The following is an 11,280-nucleotide window of genomic DNA, read 5'->3' on the forward strand; positions in this document are numbered from 1 at the left end:
GTTATCCCACCGGGTGCCGGGGCGGTGTGGCCAGGTGCGGGCGCACGCTCTTCACCATCATCCCCATCTCGTAGCCCAGTACCGCTGCGTCCGCCTCGCGTCCGGCCAGCACCGCCAGCACCGCGCCGTGCCCGGCGGACGAGACGAACAGCAGCGAGGAGCTGAGTTCCGTCACGATCTGTCGCACGTCACCGCCGTCGTCGAAGTGCCGGCCCGCGCTGCGCGCCAACGAGTACAGCCCGCTGGCAAGGGCGGCCAACTGGTCCGCGGCGTCGCCGTCGAGCCCCTCCGCTGCCTTCACCAGTCCGTCCGAGGACAGCAACAAGGCACTTCGGGTGTGTGGCACCCGGTTCACCAGACCCGTCAACAGCCAGGAAAGGTCTTCGCTCGCCACGATCGTGTACTCCTCTTCGACGGAAGGAAACGGCTTGCTGGACGGGGCCCGGAGGCCTTCAGGGCGGCTCGGCTGTCAGTGCGTCTCCGCTTCCTCGGCTCTGCGCAGTCCGGTCTGGAACGCGGCCATCAGGCCCGGGTCGTGTGCGATGTCCTCGGCGGCACCGGTGCCGGGGACCGGGTGCGGCTGTTCGGCGGCGTGGTCCTGGCGGCGGCGCTGAGGCAGCCGCGGACGGTCGTCCTCGCCGTCGGAGGGCACCGGGGCGGGCGGGGGTTCGGAATCGGACACGCGCGGATCCGCGACGACGGTCGGCACTGTCGCCGGGGGGTCCGTCGCCTCGGGTTCCCCTGGGTCGTGCGGCACCGCGTCAGGGGTCGCGACAGCGGGGTGCTCGGGCGCGGGAGCTGCCGGCTGCGGGCCGAGCAGTGCCGTGGGCAACACCATGACGGCCTGCGTGCCGCCGTAGACGTTGCTCTGCAACTGCACGGCGATGTCATGCCGCTGGGCCAGGACCGAGACCACGTACAGGCCGATCCGGCCGTCCTGCAGCAGCTCGCCGAGGGCGACCTTGTCGGGTGCGCCCAACACCGTGTTCATTTGGTTGCGCTCGGCTGCCGACACGCCCAGGCCTCGGTCCTCGACCTCGATCGCCACCCCGGCAGCGACGGGTTCGACCCGCACGTGCACGGTGGTCTGGGGCGGTGAGAAGACCGTCGCGTTCTCCAGCAGCTCGGCCAGCAGATGGACGACGTCGACCACGGCGTGGCCGCTGACCGTTCCTTCGATGGGCGGGACCAGCCTGACCCGGGCGTACTGGTCGATCTCGGCGACGGCGGAACGCAGCACGTCGGTCAGGCCGACGGGACGGGTCCACTGGCGGTGGGTGTTCGCGCCGCCGAGCACGGCCAGGTTCTCGGCGTAGCGGCGGATCCGGGTGGACAGATGGTCCACCCGGAACAGCCCCTTGAGCAGGTCGGGGTCCTCGACCTCGTTCTCCAGGCTGTCCAGCAGTCCGATCTCGCGGTGCACCAGTGACTCGAGTCGACGCGCCAGGTTGGCGAACACCTCGAACTGCTCGAGCCGGGCGGTGTGTTCCGCGCCGAGCGCACCAACGGCGGTCTCCAGCAGGGCTGCCTCCGCCTCGTGCCGGGCCGCGGCGATCTCGAATCCGAGGCGGGAGAGTTCGTCCGGGCCGGTCTGCGGGGGCAGTTCCGGCCGACGCCGCACCGGGGGCTCCCCGGCCCTCAGCCGATGGAACAGTGACTCCAGTTCGGCTCTGCCCTCGGCTGTGACACGGATCAGCTCGGCCAGCTCGGCACGGTCCCGGTCGGCCGCACGGGACAGCTCCGTCCAGCGCTTGGTGACCGCTCGCGCCTCCGCCGAAGCCCTCGCACCCGCGATTCCTGCCGCCACGGCGCCGATGAGGACCACACCGCCGGACATCGCCACCTGGTCCGCCCGGTCCAGGTGGCCATCACTGACCAGCGCGGTGGCCACCGCACCGACCACGGCGACCACGCCCGGCGGCAGCACGGACCACAGCAACTGACGCCGCCTCAAGGATCCGGCTCGCGACTCGGCCGTCACACGGGCGGTCACGGGCGCTGCCGGCCGGTCGTCCGGCGGCGTGAAAGGATCGGGCATAACAGTCCCTGGACAGTACGATGATCAGGCCGAGCGGGCACGTTACCGCGCACCTGGACTCCGGTGTCCAGCCTCTGACAGGCACAGAGATCGAACCGTTGTCCTTATCCTCGCTTCGATCTGCCCGTCCGGCGTGTGAGCCGGGACACAGCTCGACGAGATGTTCAAGAAGGCCGACGTGGCTCTGGCCGACCGCGCCGACGTGACGCTACGGCTGCCGAGGCCGGAGTTCGACGACGCCGGCGTCCTGCGTCGCACGACCGGCAACTAGCAGGCAGGCAAGGTCCCTGCCCTGCTCATCGAGGGTGCCACGCCGGCGTCCGTGTCCTGAGGGTCCATGAGCGTATTCCGCGCGAGTCGGCTGACCCATGCCGCGGTCCGGTGCGCGCTCGCACCGGTGATCCGCACACGCCGGGTGGCGTGCTAGACCGTCGCGAGGACATACGAGGTCGCCCCGGCAAAGGTCTTGGCCGCGAAGAAATCGACGGCGCGGATGGCCTGTGCTTGACGGCGTGGGAATGCAGCGCCGGTTGTGCAGGTGCGCTCGGGTGCGGTGCCGATGCCGTGCTCCTCGAGGATGTTCCACACAGGGGATGCGGCGACCGTGCTGCCAAGCACGCCGAACCCACTGACGGAACGTACGGCGCGCGGCCACCTGGGACGTTCGGGTCGGGAGGCCTCGGCGTTGCGGCGGCGAAGCAGGTCGCGGTGCCCCACCGCGACCGACTGTTGCGGCGAAGACGTGGCGCGTTCGACCCCAATCCCACAGAGGTCTAGACAACATTCCTCACCTCTCCTGACGGGCAGGGCTTTCCGCCCTTCCGGGTCGTGAGAGTGAGCCGTATCCGTCCTCCCTCTGAACTGGTCGGATGCAGGGTGAGGACAGCCTGAACGAGACTTGTGATGCGGGTGGTCGAGCAGCCGGGTGTATGTAGGAGCCGCCAGGACTTGAGGGTGCCGGCGGTTCGGCGAGGTGCACAGGTGTCGTGGCGGCTTCCCGCAGCACGGAGAGGCCGGACGGGCGGGACACCTCGCGTCCCGCCCGAAGCCCGCCGCGCTTGGCCGGCGGGTGCTGGAAGTGCATCGTCGCCTCATGGCTCGGATACTGGAACTCCAGGTCGCTTTCCCAGTCTGCCATCGCCTCCGCCGATGCGGCGAAGCAGCAGGGAGGGTACAGCTCCCTCCACAAGAACAGGGACTCCCTTTGCCACAAGACACCGAGTAGGGCCAAGCGATCCGCCTCGCACGCCATGCGGACATCGGAACGCCCCATGGACAGCGCGTCGAACACATTCGCCGCCGCCCGGCTTCCCGGCGTCAGGAGCGAGGACATCGACATGGAGATCAACGACCGGGAACCGGCGATCTCCGGAGACATCAAGGATCGCGAGCGCAAAGGCGTCCGTGGAGATCAAGAAGGGGGACTGACCTCCGGTCCCCAGGCCGGGCGCCGGCCCGCTGCCCCCGCGGCACCCAGGCAGGCGGCCCTCCGGCCACCTTTGTCCACCGCCATGTGAGGAGTTCTGATGGCAGTCACCGTTGAGGCGGTCATCCCGCTGCTGCGCGACGTCCGCGATGCCGAGGAGGCGGTCGTCGGCCAGTTGCGGGCGGATCTGGCCGCCGAACCCGCGAGGGACCACCGGCAGACCCTGGAGGACCACATCCAGGAAGTCGATGACCACATCCACGAGCTCAATCGCCGACTGGAGCAGCTGAGCAACCGAGGACCGTTGGGCAAGGCCTTCATCACCCTGGGTGGTCAGGCCGTGAGCACCGGCCGCGTGCTGTTGCGGCAGGTGTCGGAGCTGCCGTCAGCCGTGCGGAGCGGGCACGATGGTCACACTCCGCAACGCCTCCTGAAGGACATCGAGGAGGAGTTCGCCGTCGCGGCCAAGGCGGCGGCGGCCGCCCGCGCGGCAGAGCGTTTCGCCGATGAGATCGGCGACAGCCTCGACACCGACATGCTCCGGGGCATCCGCACCGACGACGAGCGGTTCCTCAACAACCTCGACCACAGCCTGGAAGAGGCGGCAGACGTGGTGGTCCGCATCAAGATCAGCGAGGCCGGCGGCGGAACCGCACCGGCCTCCTGACCAGTGCCGCCATCCTGATCCGTCCCCGGGCCGGACCGCCCGGGGACGGGTACATCGCGCTCAGTCGCCGTGTGCGTCCCGGACGCCGCGCTGCCCAGTGTCGGCGACGGCTTCCCGCGCCGCGCCGCCCGAGAACACATCGCGAGCTGGGAGGAACAATGCGGAACCGGACGTTGAGCAAGATCGGCAAAGAGCTGTTGCGCCTGCGCCACGACTCGTCACAGAGCTCACAGGACCGGGCGGCGCCGCCCGACTACGGACTGGACCACGAGCAGGTCGCCGCATTCGTCGCCGGCACGCTGGACGCGGAGGGCGAGGCGGCGCTCGCCCATCAGGTGGCGCGGCTGCTGCCCTTCCACTGGACCTGGCCCAACCGGGTCGCGGAGGAGATGTCGCAGCTCATGGCCCACGTCGGTGATCAGCGTGAGCTGATGTCCTGGCTGGACCGGCACCCCGGCCTGCCACGGCTGGTGGCCCGCCTGTACGTCTTCATAGGCCTCCTCGACAGGTACAGCGCGGTGCCCCCGGTCGTGACCGCGATGCGTGAGTACCGGGAGCGGACACCGTATCCGCCGGGCCTGGAGCCCTACTTGGTCCCTGCCACCGGTGACGACACGCTCGCGAGCATTGCTTTCAAGGTCGAGAAACTGCTGGGCGAGGAGCGGACCCGGGAGGCCGTCGAACTGGCCCTGGCCACCGCGGCATGGCTGCAGCAGATCGCGCCGCGCGCGCGGGAACTCAGCCCTGAGGTCGGCGACTTGAGCGAGCTGATGGAGCAGGCTCGACAGGATGTCCGGGCGGCGGCAGCCGACATCTGACCACGACTGTCGAGAGGGCGGTGAACGGCATGACGGTGAAACTGAACGCGAGGGCGTTCAACCACGCAAAGAAACTGACCGAAGAGGACCGCATCGTCCTGGACGACCGGGACGAGTGGAGCGAGCACCGGCCTTCGGCAGCGGACGAGAACGCCTACCTCGAGGAGCACGGGTTCGACGAGTACGCCAGGTGGTACCTGGGCATCGATGACGAGATGGGAGAGGAGACCAAAGGCCGGTACAAGTTCCCCTACGGCGACTTCGAGCGCGTCCACCGCTGCGGTGTGCTCTCCGCCGAGGTGCGCGCCGGACAGCAGAAATACGCGGACATCGAGAACGCCGCCGCGCACCTGCACGGAATGCTGGACGGCAGGCGGGCCGCGAACCGGTGACAGCGCCGGAAAAAGCGCACCCTCCCCGGTCCCCGGCGACGGTGTCGACCATGAGGGCCCACGGGGGCCAGGCGTCGTCGCCCCGCTCGCCCCCGGCCTGCGAGGGTGTTCACGAGTACCGGGCGTCGTCATCAGGGGCCCCGGATTGTGTCGGCCGAGCCGTGAGACCGCCCGGAGCCGCCGCTGCCGCAGCGCGAGCGACGCCTCCGTCACCCCGCCTGGTTGCTGTCCTTGTGGGTGCCCCAGCCGTGCCAGCGCTCGACCTCGATCCAGGCGCTGAACCTCGCCCGGTCCCGTTGCGGGTAGGGCTTACCGGTGTACTGCATGCTGAGCCGGTCGATGCCGGTGAGATCCTTGTCCTCTCGGATCTCGGCGACTCGGCCGATGATGCTGATGTGGTTGTACCAGTCGGCCTCGTCCAGCACCGTGAGGGTGACCCGCGGATCGTTGCGCAGGTGCTCCAGGCGCCGGCGGCCCTCGTCCATGTTGACCAGGATGCGGCCGTCGTCCTCCCACAGATACCAGGTGGCGGTCGAAACCGGCTGACCGTCCGATCGGAGCGTGGCGATGACCGCCGGGTTCGCCTTCTTCATCATGGCGACCGCTTCGGGGGTGAGCGGGGGCTTCGACATGGTGCTTCTCCTCGATCCGACGCGACAGCGGATCCCCACCCGCTGCTTCCTGTCCACACTCTCATGGGGACGCGCCCGCGAGCGCGCTCGCAGGGCCGCTGAGAAGATCGCGGTTCTCGGTGACCATGCGGGTGCCGATACGTCATCCTCCCAGGTGGATGCCTCGATCGACCACTCAGGCCGCGTCGCCGACAACTCCGATGTCTTCACGTGGACAGACGCGGACGGCACCATGATCTACCGTGCTGCCGCGCCTGGCCTCCCTCGCCGCGACCAACACCCTGGTGTCGCCCCTGCGTCTACCGCCGATGAGCGACCGGGACGAAGACATCGAGATCCTTGCCCTGCGGCACCAACTGCTCGTTCTGCAACGCCACGAGATTTCCTCGTGGGGCTGTCGCCGGATCCACACCCAAGAGAACTGCTCGCCGGACTGCTCGGAGAAGCCCCTGGCCGCCCGGTCGGCACGGTGGTCAAGGTAATGGGCGCCAAGCCCCACCGACGGTGGAGGCTGACGGCGCAGCCGCCGCCGACGTAAGGACCGCGTCCCAGGAGGCGAAGCGGTCCACCAGGGTAAGGCCGGCTGCGACGCAACACTCGTCATACTCCGGCAGGGTGATGCCGGGCGGCACCGGCAAGTGGGCCTCGTCCAGGCCGAAACCCGCGACCATCGGACCGCCCGGGCGTAGGTCCGCAACCGGGCGCTTGACCACCGTCACCCCAGTGCCGGCAGCAAGCAGCGGGAAAACGTTGCCCGCAGCGACCACGGGATCGGAGTCCGCCGCGAGCCCGAGCGGGGCCGGCTCGTACTCGGCCGGATCGACCTGAACCACGGCAGGCCCTCCCCGATGGTGCCGACCCCGCTGCTGCCACGGCGCGCTGCCGAAGCTCTCCGGCTGTGGGCACGGGTCCCCACCATGAGGGAGACGGCGATGCCCTCGGGCGCGGTACTGTCGCGGGACGGGGCTCCCGGGTCCAGGTTCCCGGGAACCCCGTCAGGTCGTGCCCATTCGGCCGCCCGTGGGCAGTCAGCCGTCCGCGGTCACTGTGTGCCGACCACCTTCATCGTGGCGGCGAGCGCCGGGACGGCGTACGGCGAGTCGGTGTCGACGGTGAGCCCGCTCGTGTAGGTGCCGTCCTGGTCGACCGCGCCCGCGTTCAGGGTGACCCGCACCTTCACCGTGACGCCCGGGTCGACGGTGACGGTATGCGGTGCCGACAGCCAGGTGGCGGCGCCCGAGGTGCCGCAGTCGCCGTAGCCCGGGAGCTGCTCGACGCCGGTGACCGCGTGGTTGGCGTCCGAGCCGCCGACGACGTACAGTCCGCAGGCGCCGCTGCCGCGGTAGACCAGCGCGTCGGCCGCCGGCAGAGCCGACCAGGAGTCGGTGGCCGGGTCGTACTCCTCGGCCTGGTTGGTCAGCTGTCCGCCGCTGACTCCGCCGACCAGTTGCAGCCGACCGCCGGAGGACGCGGAGGCCATCGCCCAGTTCGGGTACGGCAGGTCGGCCCGCGCGGTCCACTTGCCGCTGACCGGGTCAAAGGCGTACGTAGCCGTCGTGTCCTCGCCGCTGAGCGGATCGTACCCGCCGGCGCAGACGACCTGGCCGTCGATGCCGGCGCAGGAGAGCCACTGCTCCGTGATCGGGTAGTTCGCCACCTGGCTCCAGGCGTCGGCCTGTGGATCGTAGACGTAGGTCGCCTGCGAGGCCGGGAAGCAGTCGCCGCCGCAGCCGGCGACCACGTAGAGCCGGCCGCCGAGGACCGCCGTGCCGCCGGCGGCGACGCCCGCGGGGAGCGACGCCACCGAGGACCACGAGTCGTGCTTCGGGTCGTAGCGGTACACCGTTGCCGAGGCGTTGCGAGTGCTGTTCCAGCCGCCGACGACGTAGATCTCGCCGTCGACCGCCTCCACGCCGGGCTTCTCCAGCCCCTCCGGCATGTTCGCCAGCCGCTGCCACCCGCCGGTGGCCGGGTCGTGGACGTAGGACTTGAACAGCAGGTTCGCCCCGTCGGTCCCGCCGAAGACGTAAACCTTCCCGTCGAGCGTCACCGAGCCGCTGTCCATCACCGGCGTCGGCAGATCGTCGGCGGTCGTCCAGGCGGTGGCACTCGCCACAGCGGTCGCGTCAGTCGAGCCCGTCGGTGCCGCGACCCTGTGCGTCTCGTCGGCGACCAGCGGCCGTGGGGTGAAGGTGCCGCCGACGTGCCGGACCGGTGCCCCACTGCGAGACTGACTCGGGCCGCCCGGGCGGGAGTTGGGCGTGTACGAGCCATCCTGCGGGTTGAGGACGACGTGGACGGGGGCGGTGCCGGTGTTGCGAAGCGTCACGGTCCGGGTCGTCGAACGGCCCAGCGGCTGGGCGACCCGCAGTGAGTCGCCAAAGACCCTGATCCGGCCGGCGCCCAGGCGCCAGTTCTTACGGGTCACCTGATCGCGGGCGACAGTGACCTGCGCGGTCGAACCGGTGTACGCGCCGTCGACGACCCCCAGCGTGGTCCGGCCGGAGCTGCCGGCGGCCGAAGCGGACGCGAAGAGCTCGTAGGCGCCGTCGGTCGTTGAGGCCGTCGGGGTGCCGGCCACGCTGACGGTCGCACCCGAGAGTGCCTTGTCCGTGTTGGCGTCGTCGACGGTGCCGGCCACGAGCCCGCCGGCGGTGGCATCGCAGGAGCGGTTGCCGATGAAGACGTTGTCGACCTTCCAGAAGTACGAGTGGGCCGCGTCGTACCGGAACCGCACCTGTACGTCGCTCTTGCCGGCGGCCTGGGGAATCGCGACGGCCTCGGGTCCGATGGAGGGGAGCGTGAAGTTCCGGACCGAGGTCCAGGTCTGTCCGCGGTCGACGCTCACCTCCACGGATGCGTTGGCCGGGGTGTGAACCCCCCTGAAGAAGGAGTTGTCGAAGGAGACGATCGGCGTGGCGTCGCCGCTCAGGTCGAGCAGCGGCGAGACCAGGCTGCTCGTCACGCGGCTGCCGATGTCGCCGGAGCGGGAGTCGACCTCGGCGAACTGGCCGGTGCCGCCGGTGTCGTTGCCGTAGTGACCCGGGTCGTCGAAGCGCCAGGTGACCCCGGAGCCGCTGTCGTCGGTGACCGTCCAGCCGTCCTGCGGTTTTCCGCCGGGCCAGCCCTCGAAGCGGGTCGTGGTCCCCTTGTACCCGAAGTGGTAGCCGAGCGCGGTGCAGGCGCCGGCGTCCACGGGCAGCCACACGTCATGGCGTACGTCGCCGGAGCCGACGGCAAGGGTGTCGTCCGCCGTCTTGTAGCCCGGCAGGGTCGCCGAGACGTGCAGCTTGTAGTGCCCGTCGTCCGGCAGCCGGACGGCGTATCGGCCGGTGAGCGGGTCCGTGTCGACCACGCCGCCGGGGTAGCCGTCGACGGTGATCGCCGCGGCGAGCGGCCAGCCGTGGCCCGAGGCGTCGGTGACGGTGCCGGAGACGACGTGGGTGGGCAGGGCGTGCAGGGTGATGGACTTTTTCGCCGTGCTCCCCTCGGTGACCTTCACCGTGGCGGTGGTCGTCGCATAGCCGAACTGCGCGACGGTCAGGTTGTAGGTGCCCGGTACCGGGGCGAGGTCGAAGCCGCCCGACGCATCGGTGGTGGCGCTGTAGCTACGGCCGTCCGCGTCGGTGGCGGTGACCGCGGCACCCGGAACCGGCCCGTTGGCCGTTGTCGAGCCGGCGCCGCGCACGGTGCCGGCCACCAGACCGTGCGGACCCTGGCGGAACGCGCCGACGCCGACGGGCGTACCGAGCCCGGTCGGGCCGTCCCAGCCCTGGCGGGCGTCGCAGAGCTGGTTGCCGCAGAAGCCGTCAGAGCCGGCGGTGACGTCGGTGAGGTCGCCGGCGTGGGTGTCGGCGTACGGGTAGGTCACCGGGTAGGTACCGGGCGTCGGAGTGCCCGCGAGGGCGTACATCGCGGCGACGAGCGGCGACGAGAGCGAAGTGCCGCCGACCTGGAGCCAGCCACCGACCGCCGGGGTCGAGTTGTAGATGCCGAGACCGGTGGCCGGGTCGGCGTCCGCGGAGACGTCGGCGATGGCACGGTTGTCGCAGCCGGTGTCGATGCCCTGCTGGTACGCCGGTTTCGGTTCGAATCCCGAGCAGCCCGAGCCGCCCGATGCCCAGGCCGCCTCGGTCCAGCCACGGGCGGTGGTGTCGTCGCGGGTCAGCGTCGTCCCGCCGACGGCAACGACGTTCCCGTTCGACGCGGGCCAGTTCACGATGTTGCCGTAGTCGCCGGTGGATGCGGTGACCGCGATACCGGGGTGGTCGTAGTAGTGGTCGTACGCCGCGGGGAAGCCGCCACCCTCGCGGGGGATGCCGTAGGAGTTGGAGATGGCAGCGGGGTGGTGGGCGGCAGCGGTGTCCTCGGCCTGGCCGAGGTCGTCGATGCCGGCCGAGTCGGCCTGGACCAGCAGGATGCGGCACGCCGGACAGGCGGCAGAGACAGCGTCGAGGTCGAGCGCGGTCTCCATGGACCAGTCGCCGTCCTCCGGCGGGTAGTTGTGGCCGCCGCCCTGGTCGAGCTTGGTGAAGCAGCCGTTCGCCGTCGTGCACGCGGGAAGCCCGTAGGTGCTGCGGAAGACGGCCAGGTCGGCCTCGGCGGTCGCATAGCCGCCGGCATCGACGATGGCGACCGTCTCGCCCGAGCCGCCCGGGGGCAGGTCGTACGCGGTCCTGAGGTCATTCGGGGCGAGGGCGGTGGCGGGCGGGGTCGACAAGCCGGCGGCCAGGGCGCCGTGACTGTCGGTCACGCCCATGAGGTCGCAGGTGGCGTAGGGCGCGTCCCCCTTCCGCTCGGAGGCGGGTAGGGGGACGGCGCACCCGGCGGGCTTGTAGGTCGCCGTGCTCTGCGGGGTACCGCCGGCCAGGGTGGGCGCCGCCTGCGCCGGGGCGACGGCCATCAGGCCGGACGCCACCGCGCAGGCGACCGCCATCCCGGCGGCCCATATGCGTATTGGTTTGTGCATCGCTCTTCTCGGGAGGGTGCGTCGGCCGGGCCGACTCGAGTGGGTGCTGGTCAGACCGGCCGGTACACCACGCCGGCCTTGCGTCGGTACTCACGCGGTCGGTCCGCGCTCGCCGCCGGGGCCGGATCGACGGTTATGTCCTCGCCGTCGTTGGAGTCCTTGTCGGGGTCCTCGGTGGAACCCTCGAGGGATCCGTCGACGGGGCCGACCGTGATCTCCTCGCCAGACCGTTCGACGCCGTTGCCAGAAGCCATCGTGGCTGCTCCGTTCTGTCCCAGAGCCAGCAGTGAACGCCGCACAGTGATCAGGCGGCAATGCGCAGAACTACCCGGGAAACC

The 11,280-nt window shown here is 70.5% G+C and carries 10 protein-coding genes and 2 pseudogenes; 4 read left to right on the forward strand and 8 right to left on the reverse strand.

Annotation, left to right across the window (positions count from 1 at the left end; translation table 11 throughout):
• Position 1 precedes the first annotated feature (1 nt).
• The 4 genes and pseudogenes from BLW82_RS07100 to BLW82_RS43110 form a co-directional block, all read right to left on the reverse strand.
• Positions 2–394, reverse strand: coding sequence for a roadblock/LC7 domain-containing protein (locus tag BLW82_RS07100; protein ID WP_093498009.1), 393 nt, complete (start codon positions 392–394; stop codon positions 2–4).
• Positions 395–469: 75 nt separating this feature from the next.
• Positions 470–1,939, reverse strand: coding sequence for a sensor histidine kinase (locus BLW82_RS07105; RefSeq protein WP_256215684.1), 1,470 nt, complete (start codon positions 1,937–1,939; stop codon positions 470–472).
• 522 nt (positions 1,940–2,461) lie between these two features.
• Positions 2,462–2,656 carry a hypothetical protein gene (locus tag BLW82_RS07110; protein WP_093498010.1) on the reverse strand — a complete coding sequence of 65 codons (195 nt, stop codon included), beginning with the start codon at positions 2,654–2,656 and terminating at the stop codon, positions 2,462–2,464.
• Between the two features lie 239 nt (positions 2,657–2,895).
• Positions 2,896–2,994 (reverse strand): annotated as a pseudogene (locus tag BLW82_RS43110) (IS5/IS1182 family transposase); the annotation flags it as partial.
• A 315-nt stretch (positions 2,995–3,309) separates the two neighbouring features.
• Here BLW82_RS43110 and BLW82_RS07115 point away from each other — a divergent pair.
• From BLW82_RS07115 to BLW82_RS07130, 4 genes are all read left to right on the forward strand, one after another.
• On the forward strand, positions 3,310–3,555 hold the full coding sequence (locus BLW82_RS07115) for a hypothetical protein (RefSeq protein WP_093498011.1): 246 nt from the start codon (positions 3,310–3,312) through the stop codon (positions 3,553–3,555).
• 9 nt (positions 3,556–3,564) lie between these two features.
• Entirely contained in the window at positions 3,565–4,131 is a 567-nt protein-coding gene (locus tag BLW82_RS07120; RefSeq protein WP_093498012.1) for a hypothetical protein, read from the forward strand.
• Between the two features lie 173 nt (positions 4,132–4,304).
• The gene (locus BLW82_RS07125) at positions 4,305–4,949 is read left to right on the forward strand and encodes a hypothetical protein (protein WP_256215685.1); all 645 of its coding nucleotides are present in this window, start codon (positions 4,305–4,307) and stop codon (positions 4,947–4,949) included.
• 29 nt (positions 4,950–4,978) lie between these two features.
• Entirely contained in the window at positions 4,979–5,341 is a 363-nt protein-coding gene (locus BLW82_RS07130) for a hypothetical protein (RefSeq protein ID WP_093507900.1), read from the forward strand.
• 209 nt (positions 5,342–5,550) lie between these two features.
• Here BLW82_RS07130 and BLW82_RS07135 read toward each other — a convergent pair whose 3' ends face one another.
• The 4 genes and pseudogenes from BLW82_RS07135 to BLW82_RS07155 form a co-directional block, all read right to left on the reverse strand.
• On the reverse strand, positions 5,551–5,973 hold the full coding sequence (locus tag BLW82_RS07135) for a PPOX class F420-dependent oxidoreductase (RefSeq protein ID WP_093498014.1): 423 nt from the start codon (positions 5,971–5,973) through the stop codon (positions 5,551–5,553).
• Between the two features lie 498 nt (positions 5,974–6,471).
• Positions 6,472–6,814: pseudogene (locus BLW82_RS07145) on the reverse strand (SAM-dependent methyltransferase); the annotation flags it as partial.
• A gap of 201 nt (positions 6,815–7,015) precedes the next feature.
• Positions 7,016–10,942, reverse strand: a complete 3,927-nt coding sequence (locus tag BLW82_RS07150) for a carboxypeptidase regulatory-like domain-containing protein (RefSeq protein WP_093498016.1) — start codon at positions 10,940–10,942, stop codon at positions 7,016–7,018.
• A gap of 50 nt (positions 10,943–10,992) precedes the next feature.
• The gene (locus BLW82_RS07155) at positions 10,993–11,196 is read right to left on the reverse strand and encodes a hypothetical protein (RefSeq protein WP_093498017.1); all 204 of its coding nucleotides are present in this window, start codon (positions 11,194–11,196) and stop codon (positions 10,993–10,995) included.
• Positions 11,197–11,280 lie beyond the last annotated feature (84 nt).

Origin of the sequence: Streptomyces sp. Ag109_O5-10 (assembly GCF_900105755.1) — a bacterium.
In the GTDB taxonomy this organism is placed as follows: domain Bacteria; phylum Actinomycetota; class Actinomycetes; order Streptomycetales; family Streptomycetaceae; genus Streptomyces.

Excerpts from the sequence above, each read along its gene's own strand:
- BLW82_RS07115 (WP_093498011.1), top strand. The coding sequence starts at position 3,310 with ATGGACAGCGCGTCGAACACATTCGCCGCCGCCCGGCTTCCCGGCGTC.
- BLW82_RS07120 (WP_093498012.1), top strand. The coding sequence starts at position 3,565 with ATGGCAGTCACCGTTGAGGCGGTCATCCCGCTGCTGCGCGACGTCCGC.
- BLW82_RS07130 (WP_093507900.1), top strand. The coding sequence starts at position 4,979 with ATGACGGTGAAACTGAACGCGAGGGCGTTCAACCACGCAAAGAAACTG.
- BLW82_RS07135 (WP_093498014.1), bottom strand. The coding sequence starts at position 5,973 with ATGTCGAAGCCCCCGCTCACCCCCGAAGCGGTCGCCATGATGAAGAAG.
- BLW82_RS07150 (WP_093498016.1), bottom strand. The coding sequence starts at position 10,942 with ATGCACAAACCAATACGCATATGGGCCGCCGGGATGGCGGTCGCCTGC.
- BLW82_RS07155 (WP_093498017.1), bottom strand. The coding sequence starts at position 11,196 with ATGGCTTCTGGCAACGGCGTCGAACGGTCTGGCGAGGAGATCACGGTC.